The organism is Streptomyces panaciradicis (assembly GCF_023516615.1).
Lineage (GTDB): Bacteria > Actinomycetota > Actinomycetes > Streptomycetales > Streptomycetaceae > Streptomyces > Streptomyces panaciradicis.
In genome coordinates, this window is sequence record NZ_JAMGBF010000048.1 from 30,990 (window position 1) to 49,602 (window position 18,613).

General features: G+C 73.1%; 23 protein-coding genes. 8 read left to right on the plus strand and 15 right to left on the minus strand.

Going from position 1 to position 18,613, the window contains the following annotated elements; genetic code table 11:
• The first annotated feature begins 99 nt into the window (after window positions 1–99).
• Window positions 100–615, plus strand: a complete 516-nt coding sequence (locus M8J74_RS18465; RefSeq protein ID WP_249837485.1) for a DUF309 domain-containing protein — start codon at window positions 100–102, stop codon at window positions 613–615.
• Window positions 616–705: 90 nt separating this feature from the next.
• The gene (gene cobF, locus M8J74_RS18470) at window positions 706–1,482 is read left to right on the plus strand and encodes a precorrin-6A synthase (deacetylating) (RefSeq protein ID WP_249837486.1); all 777 of its coding nucleotides are present in this window, start codon (window positions 706–708) and stop codon (window positions 1,480–1,482) included.
• Window positions 1,483–1,524: 42 nt separating this feature from the next.
• On the opposite strand, the gene M8J74_RS18475 is transcribed toward cobF, so the two are convergent.
• The 6 genes from M8J74_RS18475 to M8J74_RS18500 all read right to left on the minus strand — a co-directional run bounded on the left by M8J74_RS18475 (window position 1,525) and on the right by M8J74_RS18500 (window position 4,937).
• On the minus strand, window positions 1,525–2,274 hold the full coding sequence (locus tag M8J74_RS18475; RefSeq protein ID WP_249837487.1) for a cobalt-precorrin-6A reductase: 750 nt from the start codon (window positions 2,272–2,274) through the stop codon (window positions 1,525–1,527).
• Window positions 2,275–2,353: 79 nt separating this feature from the next.
• Complete coding sequence (locus M8J74_RS18480; RefSeq protein ID WP_249837488.1) at window positions 2,354–3,112, minus strand: response regulator; 759 nt, start codon at window positions 3,110–3,112, stop codon at window positions 2,354–2,356.
• 356 nt (window positions 3,113–3,468) lie between these two features.
• On the minus strand, window positions 3,469–3,591 hold the full coding sequence (ykgO, locus tag M8J74_RS18485; protein ID WP_058921773.1) for a type B 50S ribosomal protein L36: 123 nt from the start codon (window positions 3,589–3,591) through the stop codon (window positions 3,469–3,471).
• Window positions 3,588–3,848 carry a type B 50S ribosomal protein L31 gene (locus M8J74_RS18490; protein ID WP_058921774.1) on the minus strand — a complete coding sequence of 87 codons (261 nt, stop codon included), beginning with the start codon at window positions 3,846–3,848 and terminating at the stop codon, window positions 3,588–3,590. Before M8J74_RS18490 ends, ykgO begins: the two co-directional genes overlap by 4 nt.
• 44 nt (window positions 3,849–3,892) lie before the next feature.
• On the minus strand, window positions 3,893–4,057 hold the full coding sequence (gene rpmG, locus M8J74_RS18495) for a 50S ribosomal protein L33 (RefSeq protein ID WP_058921775.1): 165 nt from the start codon (window positions 4,055–4,057) through the stop codon (window positions 3,893–3,895).
• 106 nt (window positions 4,058–4,163) lie between these two features.
• Window positions 4,164–4,937, minus strand: coding sequence for a sulfite exporter TauE/SafE family protein (locus M8J74_RS18500; protein WP_249837489.1), 774 nt, complete (start codon window positions 4,935–4,937; stop codon window positions 4,164–4,166).
• Between the two features lie 197 nt (window positions 4,938–5,134).
• Between M8J74_RS18500 and M8J74_RS18505 the strand changes: the two genes are divergently transcribed.
• The 4 genes from M8J74_RS18505 to M8J74_RS18520 all read left to right on the plus strand — a co-directional run bounded on the left by M8J74_RS18505 (window position 5,135) and on the right by M8J74_RS18520 (window position 7,631).
• Window positions 5,135–5,953 (plus strand): alpha/beta fold hydrolase, encoded by an 819-nt coding sequence (locus M8J74_RS18505; protein WP_249837490.1) that lies wholly within the window; start codon window positions 5,135–5,137, stop codon window positions 5,951–5,953.
• Between the two features lie 134 nt (window positions 5,954–6,087).
• Entirely contained in the window at window positions 6,088–6,570 is a 483-nt protein-coding gene (locus tag M8J74_RS18510; protein WP_249837491.1) for a Dps family protein, read from the plus strand.
• 70 nt (window positions 6,571–6,640) lie between these two features.
• Complete coding sequence (locus tag M8J74_RS18515) at window positions 6,641–6,973, plus strand: DUF3140 domain-containing protein (RefSeq protein ID WP_249837492.1); 333 nt, start codon at window positions 6,641–6,643, stop codon at window positions 6,971–6,973.
• Between the two features lie 10 nt (window positions 6,974–6,983).
• Complete coding sequence (locus tag M8J74_RS18520) at window positions 6,984–7,631, plus strand: endonuclease (protein ID WP_249837493.1); 648 nt, start codon at window positions 6,984–6,986, stop codon at window positions 7,629–7,631.
• A gap of 24 nt (window positions 7,632–7,655) precedes the next feature.
• On the opposite strand, the gene M8J74_RS18525 is transcribed toward M8J74_RS18520, so the two are convergent.
• From M8J74_RS18525 to M8J74_RS18565, 9 genes are all read right to left on the minus strand, one after another.
• Window positions 7,656–8,345, minus strand: a complete 690-nt coding sequence (locus M8J74_RS18525; RefSeq protein WP_249837494.1) for an SDR family NAD(P)-dependent oxidoreductase — start codon at window positions 8,343–8,345, stop codon at window positions 7,656–7,658.
• Window positions 8,342–9,217, minus strand: coding sequence for a cupin domain-containing protein (locus M8J74_RS18530; RefSeq protein WP_249837495.1), 876 nt, complete (start codon window positions 9,215–9,217; stop codon window positions 8,342–8,344). The genes M8J74_RS18525 and M8J74_RS18530 overlap by 4 nt, the downstream gene beginning before the upstream one ends.
• Window positions 9,214–10,566 carry an amidohydrolase family protein gene (locus M8J74_RS18535; RefSeq protein WP_249837496.1) on the minus strand — a complete coding sequence of 451 codons (1,353 nt, stop codon included), beginning with the start codon at window positions 10,564–10,566 and terminating at the stop codon, window positions 9,214–9,216. Before M8J74_RS18535 ends, M8J74_RS18530 begins: the two co-directional genes overlap by 4 nt.
• A gap of 22 nt (window positions 10,567–10,588) precedes the next feature.
• Window positions 10,589–11,569, minus strand: a complete 981-nt coding sequence (locus tag M8J74_RS18540; protein ID WP_249837497.1) for an alpha-ketoacid dehydrogenase subunit beta — start codon at window positions 11,567–11,569, stop codon at window positions 10,589–10,591.
• On the minus strand, window positions 11,557–12,534 hold the full coding sequence (locus M8J74_RS18545) for a thiamine pyrophosphate-dependent dehydrogenase E1 component subunit alpha (RefSeq protein ID WP_249837498.1): 978 nt from the start codon (window positions 12,532–12,534) through the stop codon (window positions 11,557–11,559). Before M8J74_RS18545 ends, M8J74_RS18540 begins: the two co-directional genes overlap by 13 nt.
• The gene (locus tag M8J74_RS18550; protein WP_249837499.1) at window positions 12,534–13,859 is read right to left on the minus strand and encodes a M24 family metallopeptidase; all 1,326 of its coding nucleotides are present in this window, start codon (window positions 13,857–13,859) and stop codon (window positions 12,534–12,536) included. The genes M8J74_RS18545 and M8J74_RS18550 overlap by 1 nt, the downstream gene beginning before the upstream one ends.
• Before the next feature lie 52 nt (window positions 13,860–13,911).
• Window positions 13,912–14,568 (minus strand): helix-turn-helix domain-containing protein, encoded by a 657-nt coding sequence (locus M8J74_RS18555; protein WP_249837500.1) that lies wholly within the window; start codon window positions 14,566–14,568, stop codon window positions 13,912–13,914.
• Between the two features lie 110 nt (window positions 14,569–14,678).
• Entirely contained in the window at window positions 14,679–15,533 is an 855-nt protein-coding gene (locus M8J74_RS18560) for a Cof-type HAD-IIB family hydrolase (protein WP_249837501.1), read from the minus strand.
• A 77-nt stretch (window positions 15,534–15,610) separates the two neighbouring features.
• Window positions 15,611–17,023, minus strand: coding sequence for a cytochrome P450 (locus tag M8J74_RS18565; protein WP_249837502.1), 1,413 nt, complete (start codon window positions 17,021–17,023; stop codon window positions 15,611–15,613).
• Between the two features lie 244 nt (window positions 17,024–17,267).
• Here M8J74_RS18565 and M8J74_RS18570 point away from each other — a divergent pair, with 244 nt between their 5' ends.
• Window positions 17,268–18,092: a hypothetical protein gene (locus M8J74_RS18570; protein ID WP_249837503.1), complete on the plus strand. Its 825-nt coding sequence runs from the start codon at window positions 17,268–17,270 to the stop codon at window positions 18,090–18,092.
• Between the two features lie 147 nt (window positions 18,093–18,239).
• A partial coding sequence (locus M8J74_RS18575) for an SAM-dependent methyltransferase (protein WP_249837504.1) occupies window positions 18,240–18,613 on the plus strand: 374 nt, incomplete at its 3' end.

Here is an 18,613-nt window from a genome sequence, read left to right on the forward strand (position 1 = left end):
TGCGCTTCCCGCGGTGAACCGCGTGATCGCGCGAACAGCACTTTACCTCACGCGGGGGGCGGCGCCGAAAGGGGGCACCGGGCGCGCGACAATCGGCGTATGGGCAGCACATCCTCAGGACGGCCGGTGGACGCGCGGGACCGCGACGGCGAGGGGCGGGCGCGCAACGCCCGGCCGCGGGACGGCCTCGGGCGGCCGCTGCCGTACGGCGCGGCCGGTGTGGACCGGCAGCCCGAGGGGGTCGTACGCACTCCGGAGGAGACCGTCGCCGAGGCGCAGACCCTGCTGGCCGCGGGCAAGCCCTTCCACGCGCACGAGGTGTTCGAGGACGCCTGGAAGTCGGGCCCCGCCGAGGAACGGGAACTGTGGCGCGGTCTCGCCCAGCTCGCCGTCGGCCTCACCCATGCGGCCCGCGGGAACGCCACGGGCGGTGCCCGGCTGCTGCGGCGGGGCGCGGCCGCGGTGTCGGCCTGGGCGGCGGACACGGAGCGCCGGCAGCCGTACGGGATGGATCTGACGGGGCTGTCCGCCTGGGCGCGGGACCTGGCGGAGGCCGTGGAGCGGGGCGGGGAGAGCGTCGACGCGGCGCGGCGGGCGCCACGGCTGCGGGGCTAGGAGGAGGCTCCTCTCCGTACCGGGAGCGGTCCCTTCCCCCTGTCCGGACGCGGTGTCGGGGGTGTCGGGGGCGTGCGGCAGACTCGGGGGGTGCGAAAGATTCATGTCATCGGTATCGGCGCGGGCGACCCCGACCAGCTCACCCTTCAGGCGGTCAAGGCGCTGCGGAGCACGGACGTGTTCTTCGTCCTGGACAAGGGCGAGGTGAAGAGCGACCTCACCCGGCTCCGCCGGGACATGCTCGACACGCACATGCCCGAGGGGGCGCCGTACCGGATCGTCGAGGCCCGCGACCCGGAGCGGGACCGGCGGGCGGGCGGCGCGGCCTACTCCCCCGCCGTCGGGGACTGGCGCAGCGCCCGGGCCGGCATCTACGAGCGGCTGATCGCCGACGAGCTGGGCGAGGAGCAGAGCGGGGCGTTCCTGGTCTGGGGCGACCCGGCGCTCTACGACAGCACGATCGCCGTCCTGGAAGAGGTCCTGGAGCGGGGCGCGGTGGCGTTCGAGTACGACGTCGTGCCGGGCGTCAGCAGTGTCTCGGCGCTCGTCGCCCGGCACCGCACGGGCCTGAACCGGGTCGCCCGCCCGGTCCAGATCACCACCGGGCGGCGGCTCGCCGAGGGCTTCCCGGAGGGCGTGGACGACGTGGTGGTGATGCTCGACGCCCACCAGGCCTTCTCGCGGTACGCGGACCAGGACATCGACATCTACTGGGGCGCGTACATCGGCACCCCGGACGAGATCCTCGTCTCCGGCCCGATCGCCGAGGCCGCTCCGCGCATCGAGCGGCTGCGGGCGGAGGCACGCGAGCGCAAGGGCTGGATCATGGACACGTATCTGCTGCGCCGCCACCCCGGAGAGAGCTAGGGCCTGTCGTCCGGGCTCCTTCGCGGAAGGCGGGCGCGCGTGTCACCGTGTCGGGTCTAGCCCCAGCCAGTCCAGTGCCCCCGTCACGTCCGGCACCACGCTCACCCCGTCGGGCAGTGGCGGGCGGGCCACCATCACCACGGGCAGGCGGAGCCGGCGGGCCGCCGTCAGCTTGGCGGCCGTCGCCTGCGACCCGCTGTCCTTGGTCACGAGGACGTCGATCAGGTAGGCGCGCAGCAGCGTCAGCTCGTCGGTCACGGTGAACGGGCCGCGGGCCAGCAGCACTTCGGTGTGCGGGGGCATGGGGGGTTCGGGGGGATCGACCGAGCGCACCACGAAGTGACGGTCCGCCAGGTGGGCGAAGTGGGACAGTCCCATGCGTCCGGTGGTGAGGAACACCCGGGGTCCGAAGCGCGGCAGCAGGTCCGCCGCCGCGCTCAGGGAGGTGACCGTGTGCCAGCGGTCCTCGGGGCCGGGCCGCCAGCCGGGGCGGCGCAGGACGACGGCCCGGACCCCCGTCGCCGCGGCCGCGCGTGCCGCGTTGGCCGTGATCGCGTCGGCGAAGGGGTGGGTGGCGTCGACCAGCGCGTCCACGCGCTGCTCGCGCAGCCAGTCCGCCAGCCCCTCGGCACCGCCGAAACCTCCGACGCGTACGTCCCCCGCCAGCGCCCCCGGCCGCGACACCCTCCCCGCGAGGGAGGTGGTGACGCGCAGGCCGGGGCGGGCCACGAGGGCGGCGGCGAGTTCACGGGCCTCGGCGGTGCCGCCGAGGATCAGGACGTGCGGGGACATGGACCGAGCGTACGAGGCCGGTCGCCGGGCCCGGCAAGCGGCGTCCCGCCGGACCGGTCGTCGACGCCGCCGGCCGCCGTCAGGCCGGTGCCGCCGCCGCTGTCCCGGCGAGGTCCCGGTGGCCGTAGCGGCGGCACCAGCTGAGGATGTACAGCTCGTGGCGTCCGCACCAGCGGAAGACCGCCTGGCAGTTCAGCGGCAGCTGCGGCGGATGCTCCCCGCGGCCGGTGATGAGCGGGCCGAGGTAGTTCACGAGCTTGTTCGCCGTGTTCAGCGGGACCCGGGCGGCTTCGCTGAGGGTGCGGTAGTCGGTGGCGCGGCCGGAGGCGATGGCGCCGGCCAGCCGGGCGCTCGTGGCCCCGCGCCGCCCGGCGCTGAAGTGGCTGTGCACACTCGGCCGCGTCCCGTCGACGCCGGTGGGGAAGCGCGCGGGCGGCAGGCGGCGGCCCGCGGCGGCCGTGCGGACGGCCTCGATGAGGTCGCCGGGCCCGCAGGACTTGTGCACCACGCCGAGCACGTCGGGGCGGTCGACCGCCTCCTCCAGCAGGTCGCGTTCCCCGCCGTGGCCCTGGACCGCGATCACCGCGGGCGCGCCGCGCTGGAGCTCCTGCAGCGTGTCCAGCACGTCGAGGCCGTCGAAGCTGCGCTCCAGGCGGAAGTCGTTCCACAGCAGGTCGGCCAGGACGACGTCGTAGCGCGGCCGTCCGTCGACGGCTCTGCGCACGGCCGCCGGGGAGTCGGCGAGCACCACCTGGGCCTGTCCCAGGCCCTCGCGCAGGACCGGCTCCACGATCCTGCGGAGGGCTGCCGCCACCAGGACGCGCAGTTGTTCGGTCACCGGCCCCCGCCTTCGCCTCGTCAGGAGGTATCGGCCAGATGTTGCCGCGTGCGCCGCCGAAGTCGGGGGGTCTTGCCGGAACTCCGCCTCGAACGGTGGTTTTCGTGGCTGATTGCGTACGGGGACACGACAAGACTGGGGCACATGCGAGCGGAGTCGGATACCACCCGTCTTCGGCCGGGCACGGTGGGCTTCCACCGGACCGGGGACGGCGGGTGGCCGGCGTCACGGTCCCGTGCCCGGCCCCTCTCGTCGTTCCTTCCGGTGCGCGGTCGGGGGGAGCCGGTGCGGCACCGTGAGGAACGACGCGCAGGGCGGCCCCGAGGCGGGGCCGCCCTGCACATGCTGTGCCTCCGTCAGCCCTGGCGGGCCTTGAAACGGGGGTCCTTCTTGTTGATCACGAAGACCGTGCCGCGCCTGCGGACGACCTGGGCGCCGGGCCTGGCCTTCAGCGAGCGCAGGGACTTGCGCACCTTCATCGTGCTGCCTTCCTCGTACGGCCGTAGCGGCGCTCGAAGCGCTCCACTCGGCCCGCGGTGTCCAGGACCCGCTGGTTGCCGGTGTAGAAGGGGTGGCTGGCCGAGGAGATCTCGACGTCGATCAGCGGGTAGGTGTTGCCGTCCTGCCACGCGATCGTGCGCGGCGAGTCGGCGGTGGAGCGGGTCAGGAACGCGACGTCCGCGGCGCGGTCACGGAAGACGACGAGCCGGGAGTCGGGATGAATGCGGGGCTTCACGGGGTTTCCCTCCTTGGGAGCGGCCTGGGGCGGGCGGTCTTGGTTCAGCGGGTCTCGCGGAACTCGACGTGCCGCCCGGCGACCGGGTCGTACTTGCGCAGAACCATCCGGTCGGGCTGGCTCTGGCGGTTCTTGCGGGTCACGTAGGTGACGCCGGTTCCGGCCGTCGACCTCAGCGTGACGACGGGGCGCGCCTTGCTGCGTGCCATGGGGTCCTCCCTTCGCCCACGCCACGGATCTTTGATCCGAGCATGTCAATCACATGCGGTGTAACGCGGCACCCCCTCGTCGCATTCCCGGGTCGGCGAAGCGTTCTCAGCGCAGCAGGAGCTGCAGGCCGCCGACGATCGTGGCGGCGATGACCAGCTGCTCGAAGAGCTTCTGGTTGATCCGGTGCACCGCCCATTTGCCGAACAGCGCACCGGGTACGACGAACACGGCGAGCGCGGCGTCGAGGAGCAGCGAGCGGCCGTCGATCAGGCCGAGGCCGGCGCTGAAGGGCACCTTGGAGACGTTGACGATGAGGAAGAAGAACGCCGAGGTGCCGAGGAAGCCCAGCTTGCGGAAGCCCGCGGACAGCAGGTACAGCGACATCACCGGACCGCCCGCGTTGGCGACCATGGTGGTGAAACCGCCGAGGACACCGTAGGAACGGGCCTTCGCCCGCCCGGCGCGGCTGCTCACCGAGTCCGGCTCCTCCTCCGCCTCGGCGGTGCGCCGCCGCCAGATCGTCACGCCCGCCATCAGCAGCAGGATCGCGCCGATCGACGTCCGCACGATGCCGTCGTCGGCCCACATCAGGAACAGCGTGCCGACCACCACGCCCGCGGCGACCGCCGGGAACAGCCGCCACAGGGTGGGCCAGTGCGCGTGCCGGCGGTAGGTGACGACGGCGAGGACGTCGCCGACGATCAGGACCGGCAGGAGGACGCCGGTGGAGGCGCGGGCGGGCAGGACCGCGGCGAAGACGGCGAGGCTGACCGTGTTGGCCCCGCTCACGGCGGTCTTGGAGAAGCCGACGAGGAGGGCCGCGAAGGCCAGGGCGGCGAACTCCCAGCCGGTGATGTGCCAGAGCGTCATCGTGTTCATGCGGGGACCGATGCTATGTGCAGACAACCGGTCCTTGTAAGCACCGTCTCGGTGGGTGACCCTCGGAAGCTGCCGCCCCCGTGGGTGCCCCTCTGGGGGCTGCCGCCCCCAGGCCCCCGCTTCGGCCCTGGACGGGCCTCGTCCTCGAACGCCGGACGGGCTGGACGGTTGCGGCCGGCTGGAGAGTGGAGGAAGACATGGTCGACGTACGTGAGCACATCGTGGCGGGATGTCGTGGAGCGGTCCGGGTGCGTGAGTGGACCAGGTCCCGACCCCGGTACGTCGCCCTCGTCGTGCACGGGTACGGGGAGCACATCGGGCGGTACGAGGAGCCGGCCGGTGTGCTGGTGGGGCACGGGGCGGCCGTGTTCGGGCCGGATCACCTGGGGCACGGCAGGTCGGCGGGCGAGCGGGTGCTGATCGAGGACTTCGAGGAGGTCGTCGACGACCTGCACACCGTGGCGGAGCTGGCGCGGGGGACGTACCCCGGTGTGCCGGTCGTGGTCGTCGGGCACTCCATGGGCGGGCTGGTCGCGGCCCGTTACGCCCAGCGGTACGGCGGCGAACTCGCCGCGCTGGTGCTCTCGGGGCCCGTGATCGGCGCCTGGGAACTGCCGGGGCGGCTGCTCGCCCTCGACGAGATCCCGGACACGCCGATCAGTCCGGCCGCGCTGTCCCGGGATCCGGCGGTCGGGGCGGCGTACGCGGCGGACCCCCTGGTGTGGCACGGGCCGATGAAGCGGCCGACGGTCGAGGCGTTCGCCCGGACGCTGGAGACCGTGGCCGGTGCCGGCGACCTCGGCGGGCTGCCGCTGCTGTGGCTGCACGGCGACGACGACCGGCTCGTGCCGCTCGCCGGGAGCCGCGTCGGGGTCGGGAAACTGAGCGGGGGCCGTCACACCGAGCGGATCTACCGCGGCGCCCGGCACGAGGTCTTCCACGAGACCGACAGGGCCGAGGTGTTCGCGGATCTGACGCGGTTCCTCGACGGGGTGCTCGGCGGCCCCGAAGGCTGATCCGGGCTCGGTACGTGGTGTTTGCACGGGATATGGCCGGGCACCCGGTCGAGGAGCCGTTGCGCGCTGCGACCTGCGAGGACGTACGCGGCACGGCTTCCTGACGACATTGACGACACGAGGAGGAGCACTCCATGGCCGTGGTGAAGAGCACGCTTCCCGAACCGGCGCGCAAGGTGACCGGGGAGGCACTCCAGGACACCCTCGTGGATCTTCTCGGGCTCTCCCTGATCGGGAAGCAGGCGCACTGGAACATCGTGGGCCCGCGTTTCCGCTCGATCCACCTGCAGCTCGACGAGGTCGTGACCAGCGCCCGTGACTTCGCCGACACCGTCGCGGAGCGGGCCGCCGCGCTCGGTCTGCCGCCGGACGGCCGGCCGTCGACGATCGCGGCCGACTTCGCGCTGCCCGGCCCCGACGCGGGCTGGGTGCGCGACACCGACGTCGTGCGGGTGATGGTGGAGGCGCTGGAGGCGGCGATCGGGCGGCTGCGCGAGCGCATCGCCGCGACCGACGAGCCGGACCCGGTCACCCAGGACCTGCTGATCGCGATCACCGCCGATCTGGAGAAGCAGCGGTGGATGTTCGAGGCCGAGAACTTCCCGCGCGAGGACTGACCGGCCACCGACGGGACCGACCGGCCGCCGGCGGGACCACCGGCCCGCGGCCACCGAAAGGGGCCACGCGATGACCGACGCCCTCGAATTCGACGCGCTGTGGGAGGACTTCCACCGCGTGGTGAACATGACCTCGCAGGAACTGGCGGCCTGGCTGCGGGTGAGTGACGCCGACGAGCAGACGGAGCCGCTGCCCGAACACGCGGGCACGCCGACCGGACAGCACGTCCTGGCGATCCTGCAGAAGCGGCGCACCGACCTCACCGACGACGACATCCAGGTCATGCACGAGGTCGTCGACACGGTGGAGGAGCAGACCGACCTGGAGAACGAGCCCGCGGCCGAGGACACCCGTCGCCGGCATCTGCTGATGGCGATCGGCCACGATCCGCTCAAGCCGTGAGGCACACGTCATGAGCGGGCAGCGGGACGTGGTGCGGGAGCTCGTGCGGGCCCACGGGCGGACGTTCCCCGAGGAGGCGGGCATCACGCTCCGGGACACCCCGCAGCCGCTGTACCGGCTGCTGGTCCTGGCCCTGCTGCTGAGCGCCCGCATCCGCGGGTCCATCGCCGTCGACACCGCCCGGGAGCTGTACGAGGCCGGGCTGCGCGACCCGCGCCGGATGGCCGGGGCCGGCCGGCAGCGGCGCGTCGACGCGCTGGGCCGCGGCGGCTACCGGCGCTACGACGAGCGCACCGCCACCCAACTCGGCGACGGCGCCGAGCTGTTGACCGAGCGGTGGGGCGGTGACCTGCGCCGTGTGCGCAAGGCGGCGGACGGCGACGTCGGTGAACTGCGCCGTCTGCTGCGGGAATTCCCGGGGCTGGGTCCGGCCGGGGCCGACATCTTCCTGCGCGAGGTGCAGCGCGTGTGGCCGGAGGTGGCCCCCTTCCTCGACCGCAAGGCTCTCGACGGCGCCGGCCGCCTGGGCCTGCCGACGGACCCCGACCGCCTTGTGAAGCTCGCCGGTGACACCGACCCGGCAGCGCTGGCGGCCGGGTTGGTGCGGGCCGCGCTCGACAAGAACGTCACCGAGGACAGCCTGCGCCGCGCCGCCTGACCGCGCCCCTCGCCCTTCCGGCGCCTAGCCCAGCAGCCAGCCTCCGTCCACGCTCAACTCCACCGCGTTCACCGACCTGTTGCGCAGCAGGAAGTCCACCGCGTCCACCACGTCGGCCATGGTGGCGAGCCGTCCGGTCGGGGTGCGGGCGCGCAGGCCGGCCAGCACCTCCTCCGGCTTGGCCCGCCAGTAGGGGCTGTCGCCGACGACACCGGGGTGGACGGCGTTGACCCGGACCGGCGCGAGCTCCACGGCGAGCGTGTTCACCAGGCCCCGTACACCGGCGTTGACCGTGGCCACGGTCGTGGCCCCCGGATAGGGCCGCTCCTTGGCCTGCCCGCCGAAGATCACGATCGCGGAGTCGTCGGTCATGCGCGGGCGCAGGACGTGCACGACCTCGGTGTAGCCGACCAGCTTGAGCGTGACCAGGCGCAGGGCGGCGGAGATGTCGTAGTCGGTGGCGCGGTTCTCGTCGCGGGAGACGCCCGCGAGGACCAGGTGGTCGACCTGGCCGACGTCGGCCAGGGCCGCGGCGATCTCCCGGGGGCGGGACAGGTCGAGGGCGAGGCCGCGGGCGCCCACCTCCTTGGCGACGGCGTCGGCGCGGTCGGGGTCGCGCCCGGTGAGGACGACCTCATCGCCCCGCTCGGCCCGGACCCGGGCGAACTCGCGGCCGATGCCCGACGTGCCGCCGACGACCAGGACACTGCTCATGATCCCAGGGCCTTTCTCAGGTAGTCCCAGTCGCGGGTGAACCGGTAGGAGTGCCGTGTCGGCGGCTGCGGCGCCTGTGTCTCCAGCCAACGCAGCGCTCCGCTGCCGGCGTTGGAGAACCCGTGCACACAACCGGCGCCCGCCCAGGCACAGTCGCCGGGTCCGAGGCGGTAGGTCTCGCCGTCGAACACCGCCTCGGCCTCCCCCTCCAGGAAGTAGTACGTCTCCTCGAAGGGGTGGTCGTGGGTGCCGGCGACGCCGTCGGGCGCGTACCGCACCATGAACATCGTCGAGGCGACGGCGCCGAGGTCCCCGTCGACCATCATCTTGACCGTGATGCCGCTGTAGACGAGCAGTGCGGTGCGCATGCTCGCCGAGACCGCGAGGAGGTCCTGGGACTGCCGGTCCGGGTCCATCTGGGCGGGCTCGAAGTGGCCGAAGGAGCGGGTGCGGGGGTCGCGGACGTCGATGCGGACGGGGTCGCGCGCGGGCAGTTCGGGCACCTCCTGGGTGTCGTGGCCATAACGCGCCCGCGGGACCGGCGCCAGCATGTCCGCCCAGCGTGCGGGTGTGTCCCCGGTGCCGCGCCAGGCGTGCGGGACACCTGTCGGCAGGAGGCCGTAGTCGCCCTCCACCAGCACGAGGGAGCCCTCCGGGACGTCGAGGATCACGCTCCCGCCGAGGACGTGGAAGCTCTCCTCGTAGGAGTGGACGTGGGCGGGGACCCGGCCGTCGGGCCGCAGTTCGCAGACGCCGAAGCCGGTGTGCACACTGCCGTCGTCCTCGCCGACCAGGGTCCGTCTGCGGTGCCCGAGCCGGTCGTACGGCGGCTCGGGCAGGTCGGCGGCCCGGCGCACCAAGTGCCGTGTCATGCCGTCGCCTTCGCCTCCTTCGCGGCCAGCAGCCGGTCCCGGGACTCCTCGACCAGGCGCCGGGCCCGGGCCACGTCGGCCGTCAGCTTCCCGTCCCGCTTGCGGATCACGCCGTCGACGAGGACGGTCTCGACGTTGGAGACGTCGGCGCACAGCGTCACCGCGGCGGCCGCGTCGTGCACGGGGGTCATGTTCAGGGCGGTGGCGTCGAGGGCGACGACGTCGGCGCGCTTGCCGGGGGTCAGGGAACCGGTGCGGTGTTCCAGTCCCGCGACGTGCGCACCGTTCAGCGTCGCCATCTCCAGCATCCGGCGTGCCGTGAGCATCGTCTCCGGGACGGGCATGTTGGCCTGCCAGCAGTCGGCGTTGACGCGGGCGCGCTCGGCGCCGAAGGCCGCGCGGATCTGGGTGAACATGTCGCCGGGCACGGTGGTGACGACGTCGATGCTCAAGGAGGGGCGCAGGCCGTGCTCGACCGCCTGCATCACGGGCGGCCAGCCGTGCCCCATCTGCGTCTCCACCTGCGGTGCGATGGACACCGTGCCGCCGCTGTCGGCGACCATCCGCCACTCGTCGTCGTGGAGGTAGCAGCAGTGGATGTAGGTGGTGTCCGGGCCGAGCAGGCCCAGGTCCTTCAGCTGCTTGACCATGCCGAAGCGGCCGGCGAGCCGGCCCATGGCCACGTGCACGGTGATCGGGATGCCCAGTTCGCGGGCGAGGGCCCATTCGGAGGTGACGACGTCGTTGACGCAGAAACCGGGGCCGCGGGTGGCCAGGCCCATGGTGAGCAGGCCGTCGTCGGAGGAGAAGTACCGCGCGCGGACACGGCGTACGTCGTCGCCCGGGATGGCGATCTTGCTCTCGAACCAGTAGTCGGCGAGCGAGGTGTTGGCGCTGCCGTAGGCGTACTGGGCGCGGATGCCGGTCTCGGCCAGTGCCTGGATCGCCGCGTCCGGGTGTTCGGGCGTGTTGTTGATGTGCGACCAGTCGACCAGGGTGGTGATGCCCGCGTTCAGGCATTCCAGGGCGCCGGCGAGGTTGGCCGCGTAGACGTCCTCCGGCGTGTACAGCGGGGCGAAGGTGTCGAGGATGTCGACGAAGTAGTCGTCGAGGGTGGCGTCGGGGGCGACGCCGCGGATCGAGGCCTCCCAGGTGTGGCGGTGGGTGTCGACGAAGCCGGGCATCACGATGCGGCCGGTCATGTCGAGCACCTCGGCGTCGGCGCTGATCTCCGGCCGCACGGCCGTGATCGTCCCGTCCTCGATGAGGACGTCGCCCCGCGGCAGGTCCCCGATGTCCGGGTCCATCGAGACGACGTGCCCGGCGCGAAGGAGTATCCGATCGGTCATCGCGCTTCCTCCCATGGGGTGTTCAGTACGCGGCGAGGCCGCGGACCGCCGCCACGACCTTCTCGGTGGTGGGGATGACCTGCTCCTCCAGCACGTCGGCGAAGGGCAGCGGGACGCACTCCCCCGCGATCCGGCGCACGGGCGCGTCGAGCAGGTCGAATCCCTCGTCGGCGACGACCGAGACGACGGTGGCGCCCCAGCCGCCCTGGTACGGGTTCTCCTCCACGGTGACCAGGCGCGAGGTCTTCGCGAGCGAGGCGAGCACGGTCGCGGTGTCGAGCGGGATCAGGCTGCGCAGGTCGACGACCTCGGCGTCGACGCCCTCCCCGGCGAGCCGGGCGGCCGCCTCCAGCGCCACCGGCACCATCGAGGCGAGGGCCACCAGGGTGACGTCGGCGCCCTCGCGGACGACGGCGGCCCGGCCCAGCTCGACGACGTGGTCCGCCGGCGGCGGGGCGCCCTTGCTCGCCAGCAGCCCCTTGTGCTCGAAGAACACCACCGGGTCGTCGCTGCGGATCGCCGCCGCCATCATGCCGATCACGTCGGCGGGGGTGGCCGGCGCGGCGATCTTCAGCCCGGGGACGGTCAGGGCCCAGTTCTCGGTGGCCTGCGAGTGCTGGGCGCCGAAACCGAGCCCGCCGCCGTTGGCGGTGCGCACGACGAGGGGCACGGTGACCTGGCCACCCGTCATGTAACGCACTTTCGGTATCTCGTTGGCGAGGTAGTCCCAACAACAGGCCAAAAAGTCGGAGAACATGATCTCCGCGACCGGCCGCATGCCGGTCATGGCGGCCCCCATCGCCGCGCCCACGATGGCCTGTTCGGAGATCGGCGTGTCCCACACCCGCTCGGGCCCGAACTCCTTCAGCAGCCCCACGGTCGTCTTGAACACCCCGCCGGCCTCGCCGATGTCCTCGCCCAGGCACACCACGGCGGCATCGCGCCGCATCTCGCGGGCGATGCCCTCGGCGACCGCCTCGCGGTAGGTGATCACGTCCGCCATGCCGCACCTCCGTCCGCCCACACGTCGGTCAGCGCCTCGCGCGGATCGGGCGGCGGCGCGTTCTTCGCCGCCTCCACCGCCTCCTGTACGGCGGCCCGGGCGCGGTCGTCGGCGGCGGTGACCGTCTCCTCCTCCACCCCGAGTTCGGCCAGCCGTCCCCGGGCGAGGTCCAACGGGTCGTGCTTGAGCCAGCGTTCGACCTCCTCGGCCGGGCGGTAGGCCGCCGGGTCGGCGCGGCTGTGCCCGAAGTGCCGGTAGGTCTCGGCCTCGACGATCGCGGGTCCGCCTCCCGCACGGGCCCGCTCGGCGAGGGCGGCCACCGTCTCGCGCACGGCGACGACGTCGTTGCCGTCGACGACCTCGCCGGGGACGCCGTAGGCGGGCGCCCGGTCGGCGGCCGGGCGGGCGACCGCCGTGACGTCGGCGATCGGCGTGTACTCCATGTACAGGTTGTTCTCGCAGACGAACAGCACCGGCAGCTTCCACACGGCGGCCAGGTTCAGCGCCTCGTGGAAGGCGCCGATGTTGGTGGCGCCGTCGCCGAAGAAGGCCACCGCGAGCTGCCCGGTGCCGCGCATCCGGGCCGACCAGGCGGCGCCGACCGCCATGGGCAGGTGGGCGCCGACGATGGCGTAGGAGCCGAGCATGTTCACGGACGCCTTGGTGAGGTGCATGGAGCCGCCCTTGGCCCGGCACAGCCCGGTCGCCCGGCTCATGAGTTCGGCGAGGCACTCCTCGGGGGTGGCGCCGCGGGCCAGGGCGTGGTGGTGGCCGCGGTAGGTGGCGAAGACGTAGTCGTCGTCGCGCAGGGCGGCGCTCGCGCCGACGGCGACGGCCTCGTGCCCGGCGGCCAGATGCGTGGTGCCCTTGACCAGGCCGGACAGGAACAGGTCGTGGGCGGCCTTCTCCGTGCGGCGGATGAGGGCCATCCGCTCGTACAGGGCGAGGAGTTCGGGCGCGTCCATCAGCGGTCCCGGGTGTTGAGGTGGGACTGGGACTCGCGGCGGGTGTTCAGCTCGCCGCCGACCGTCCAGTACTTGCGGCCCGCGACGAGCAGTTCCTCGGCGGGGAACTTGGTGATGACCTCGCAGCCGTCGGCGGTGACGACCAGTTCCTCCTCGATGCGGGCGGCGGACCAGCCGTCGGCGGCCGGCCAGTACGTCTCCAGCGCGAACACCATGCCCTCCTGGAGGACTTCGGGGTGGTCGAGGGAGACCAGGCGGCTGAAGATGGGCTTCTCCCAGATGGACAGGCCCACCCCGTGGCCGTACTGCAGGGCGAAGGCGGCCGTCTCGTCGGCGAAGCCGAACTCCTCGGCGCGCGGCCAGACCCGGACGATGTCGGCGGTGGTCGCGCCGGGGCGGACGAGGGCGATGGCCTCGTCCATGTACTCCCGGCAGCGGACGTAGGCGTCGCGCTGGGCGCGGGAGGCGCTGCCGACGGCGAAGGTGCGGTAGTAGCAGGTGCGGTAGCCGAGGTGGCTGTGCAGGATGTCGAAGAAGGCGGGGTCGCCGGGGCGGATCAGGCGGTCGCTGTAGACGTGCGGGTGAGGTGAACAGCGTTCGCCGGAGATGGCGTTGACGCCTTCGACGTACTCGCTGCCGAGGTCGTAGAGGACCTTGCTGACCAGGCCGACGCACTCGTTCTCGCGCACTCCGGGGCGCAGGTACCCGTACAGCTCCTCGTAGGCGGCGTCGACCATCGCGCAGGCCTGGGTGAGCAGGGAGATCTCGTCGCGGGTCTTGGTGCGGCGGGCCTCCAGGAAGACCTGCTGGCCGTCGACGACGTCGATGCCCTCGGCGCGCAGGGCGGCCAGGACGGGCATCTCGGCGACGTCGATGCCGAGCGGCTCTCCGGCCAGGCCGTGTTCGCGCAGTTCGCCGGCGATCTTGCGGGCCACGTCCTCGGCGATCCCGGCGTCCGGGTGGAAGGCTCCGCGCAGGGTGGAGATGCCGGCGCGGGCGCCGGTGGGCGGGCCGCCCTTGCCGTCGCTGTAGTCGAGCCAGGGGTTGTAGAGCTGGTGGTGGCGGGCGGCGGAGCCGAAGTCCCAGACGACCGGTTCGCCGCCGCGCACGAGCAGGGCGAAGCGGATCAGCTTGTCCATCGCCCAGGTGCCGATGTGCGTGGCGGTCATGTAGCGGATGTTGGCGAAGTCGAAGCTGAGCACGGCGCCCAGCGAGGAGCGGTTCAGGGTCTCGTGCAGCCGGGACAGGCGCTCTGTGCGCAGCCGGTCCAGGTCGATGCGCTCTTCCCAGTCGACGGCGTTCGGGCCGTATGTGCGGATCGCCATGGCGACCACCCCCACTTCGGAGTGAACGTCCGCACGGCACGGGTGTCAAGTGCTACTGAACACCCTCGCTGGACACGAACCACACGCCCACGGCCGGTTCGGTGCCGTCGTTGCGGTAGCGGTGCGGGGTGGCCGACTCGAAGCAGACGGCGTCGCCGGGGCGCAGGGTGTACTCGTCGAAACCGAGGGTGAGGACGAGTTCGCCGGAGGTGAGATAGCCGTACTCGGTGCCCGTGTGCCGCATCAGGCCGCCGGAGCCGGAGGAGGCCCCGCCGGGCCGGTAGGTCACCAGCAGGAAGTCCACGTCGGTGCCGGGGACGTGGCCGAGCCGTTCCCACACCACACCCGAGTCCAGCTCCAGCGTCTCCCGCGCCCCCGCCGCGACCAGCGGTCCTATCCGGCGGCCGGGGTCGGCGGCGAAGGCCGCGAGGGCGCGCAGGACGGTGTCGGGCACCGCGGAGGCCGCTGCCGCCGGGGCCGCGGCGGCCTGCTCCTCGTACGCGTCGAAGAGCGACTCGACGGAGATCGACAGCGCGGTGGTGATGGCGTACAGCGTGCTGACCGACGGCTGGCTCTTGCCGGTCTCGATCTGGGAGACCAGGCTCGCGGAGACCCCGACCTCGCGGGCGAGGGCACGCAGGCTCACGCCTTTGGCGAGGCGCGCCTGTCGGATGCGCGCGCCGACGGGCGGCACGGCGGCGGCGGACACGGCGGCTCCTCTCGCGGCGGGGATGTGCAGCCCCATTGAACAGCCTCCGCCGACCGGGGCACCAGGGGCCCGGTCCGGGGCGCGACCGCGGGCGGGCGGCCGAGGAGGGCTCAGAGGTCCAGTACGCGCGCGATCGTGCGGAGGACGCCGTGGTCGTTGTTGGACGGGGCCAGGTGGCGGGCGCGGGCGATGACGTCCGGGTGGGCGCCCGCCATGGCGAAGGACCACTCGGCGGCGTCCAGCATCTCCAGGTCGTTGAGGTAGTCGCCGAACACCATGGTCTGCGCCGGGGTGATGCCGAGCGCCCGCTGCAGGCTGCGCAGGGCGTTGCCCTTGTTGGCGGTGCGGTTCATGACGTCGACCCAGTGCTCGCCGGAGACGACGACCTGGTGGGTGTCGGCGAACGGCGCCAGGGCGGGAGCGGTGGTGCGCGCGGCCGCGCCGAAGTCGAAGAGCGCCACCTTGATCACCTCGTCGTCGAGGGCGGTGGCGTCCTCCACCACCCGGTGCTCGACGTAGTACTTGCGCACCTCGGCCAGGAACGGCTCGTCGCCCCGCTCGACGTAGGCCGCCCGCTTGCCGCAGACGACGGCGCCGACGTCCACGCCGTCGGCCACCAGCCTCCGTACGGCCTCCACCACGCGGGCGGCGACGCCGGGGGCCAGCGGGTCGGAGCTGAGTTCGACGCCGTCGCGGACGACGTAGGTGCCGTTCTCGGCGATGAACACCATGCCCTCGGCGACCTCGGCGAACTGCCGTGCCAGCGTGGCGTACTGGCGTCCGCTGGCCGGGCTGAACAGCACCCCGCGCCGGCGCAGTTCGGCCAGCGTGTCCCACAGCCCGGGCGGGACGCGGCCCGCGTCGTCGAGGAGCGTGCCGTCCATGTCGGTGACGACCAGGCGGATGTCGGCAGGGCCGGCGGGCGGGTCGGGGACGGTGGCCTGGGGCGTGGGGGCGGAGGTCATGACCTGCTTCCGGTCGGGGCGCGCCGGGGCGCCGGAGGGTGGACGGCGGTCCCGTCACCCTACGCGAGCCGACCGGGTCAGCTGTTCGAGCGGATCAGTCCGGACAGGTAGCGCCACAGCGCCGAGCGGCGCCGGACGCCGTGCTCCGCGGCCTGCGCCGCGTCCGCCGACGCCACGGCGCTCTCTCGCGGCGGCGCCGGCCTGGGCACGGGCCCGGCGAGTTCGTAGCGCACCGGCAGGGACCGCAGCCCGCGCATGAACGGCGAGGACCGCCACGGGAGTTGGTCGACCGGGAGGGCGAGTTCCAAGTGGGCGAAGCGTTCGAAGACACGGCTGACGCCGGCCATCGCGATGGTCGAGGCCAGCTCCCGGGCCGGGCACTGGCGCCGGCCCGCGCCCCACGCCAGGTGGGCCCGGCTGCTGATGTTGGAGTCCGGGGTCATCTGGCCGGCGAAGAGGGGGTCGGCGTGGGCGGCGGCCGCGGAGACCCACACCGGATCGCCGGCGCGGACGACGTAGTCGCCGAGCGTGGTGTCCTCGGCCGCGAACCGCGGTACGAAGTTGACCAGGGGCGGCTTGCGCATGACGACCCGGTTCATGGTCTCGCGGACCATTCCGGCGGACAGGGTGGTGCGCACCCCGCCCGCGCTGTCCCCGCAGATCACCTCGACGACGGTGTTGGAGACGAGGATGCCCACGTGGTCGGAGGTCATGCCGAGCAGCATGAACAGCTCCCGCGCCAGCTCGTCGACCGAGAGGTCCGGGTGGGCGGCGAGCAGGTGGGAGGGGAAGTCGTCGCCCGGCTTGTCGATCTTGGCGGCGGCGAGGTCGGTGAGTGTCACCAGCAGCCGCTCCAGGGCGGGCCCGGCGTCGGGTCCGGCGTCCAGGATCCGCCACATGTCCATCAGGGCCTCGTCGCCCTGGGAGCCGGGGAAGCCGAGCAGGTGGCTCGCCGCCATCAGCGGCAGCGGCCGGGAGAACTGCGCGGACAGATCGGCGTGGCCGCTGCCGCCGCCCTGCGCGATGAGCGTGATCAGCTCGTCGGCGTACCCCGTGACGGCGGTCCGCAGCCGCTTGGCCAGCGGGTGGCGCGGGTCCTGGAAGGGGCGCAGCGCGGCGTCCCAGGCGGTGCGCAGGCCGCGGTAGCCCTCACCGCCCTGGATCAGTACGTGGTTGACCTCCAGGGAGGGGGCCAGCGGCCAGTCGGCGGGCACCCGGCCCTCCGTCCGGGCCCGCCAGTTCTCCAGGCCCTTGGGCCAGGCGTCGTCGTCCTGGAGCACCTGCAGCGACTCCCGGTAGCCCAGCACCAGCCAGGCGGGCACGCCCAGCAGGTCGACCGGGGCGACGGGACCGTGGCGGTCGCGCAGCCGCTCGTAGACGAGGGCGGGGCGGATCTCGTAGTCGCGGGTCAGCAGGGGCTCAGGGGCGAGGTCCTCCAGCCGCGTGTCGTCCGGTGTCGCGTGCTCGTCGTCGACCACGTGGAATTCCATGGCTGCGGCTCCCCCTTCGACACGGTCCGTGACGGCCCGCGGGCTGCCGGTGCTTGCGGGCCGCTGGGACCCTACCCCAGGTGTCGCCTCCGTCACCCGGCGGGGTACTGGCGGGTAGCCGAGCGGGCGGACGCCCGTCGCCGGGGTCACCCGTACGGTCCGGTGCGCTGGTGGGCCGCACCGGCCGGTGGTGCGCTGAGGGGAATCCGCGCCCGCACAGCCGCGTACGCCCAGGAGGCCCCGCATGTCCCGTCGACCGTCCCGGCCCGTCCGTGTCCTCGCCTCCGCCGTGTCCCTCGGTGCGCTGCTGGCCGTCGCGGCGTGTTCGAGCGGCGGCGACGGAGGGAGTGCCGCGGCCTCCAGCGTCTCCGACTCGCCCCTCGCCGAGGTGGCGGGCACCAGCCCGACACCGGGTGCCCGGCTCACCGAGGCCGGGGCGCGGGCCGCGCTGATCACCGAGACGGACCTGGAGGGCGACTGGAACCAGGTCAAGACCGCCGCGTCCTGGGGCGACACCCTGCTGGTCGGGAAGGTCGACGTGGCCGCGTTCCTCACCGCCAAGGCGGACGCCGCCGACTGCCAGCGGCTCATGGACTCGCTCTATGACGACGACCTGCTGGGCAAGCCGTCCGGCGCGAACGCGCTGACCGGCTTCGAGGAGGGCGACTCCCGCCTGCTGTACCAGGTCGCCGCCTACAACCCGGTGCGGCTGAGCGCCGCGCTGGGCTGGATGAAGTCGCTGCCGGTCAAGTGCGACCAGTTCACCGCGACCGACGGCAAGGGCGGCAAGCGGACCGTGCAGGTGACGACCTCCTCGGTGCCCAACCAGGGCGACGCGCGGCAGGGGCTGCACGTGGTGGTGCAGGGGACCGCGAACGGCGAGCCCGCCACGCTCACCCTGGACGTGGCCGCCGTGCGCATCGGCAACGACGCGATCACGGTCACCGCCGGCGGTCTGGCCGGCGGCCAGCACGCCTCCCTGGAGCTGGCGGTGCGCGAGGGCGCCCAGCGGCTCAAGCAGGTCAAGGCCGGCAAGACACCCGCCCCCGGTGCCGGGCGCATCCGCTGACGCGTCGAATCGACCCGTTCCGTGTCTCGTCCGGCCGGTCTCGCCGGCCGATTCCGCACACCTGATCAGCCGATTCCCGGGACAGCGTGATCACCGGGCGGCACAATGGCGGCGACGGCCGCAGGCGGTGCGAGAAGGAGTCGAGTCGTGAGTGAGAGCCACACCCCGTCGAGCGGGTCGGCACGGCTGAACACCGGTGTGGCGCACAACGCGCGCGTGTGGAACTACTGGATCGGCGGCAAGGACAACTACGAGGTCGACCAGCAGGTCGGTGAGCACGTCGCCGGGATGTTCCCGATCATCCGGGACATCGCCCGCGCGGACCGCTGGTTCCTGGGCCGGGCGGTGCAGTTCCTGACCGAGGAGCGCGGGATGCGCCAGTTCCTGGACATCGGCACGGGGCTGCCGACGGTGGACAACACGCACGAGATCGCCCAGCGCATCGCCCCCGACTCCCGGATCGTCTACGTCGACAACGACCCCATCGTGCTCGCGCACGCCCGCACGCTGCTGACCAGCAC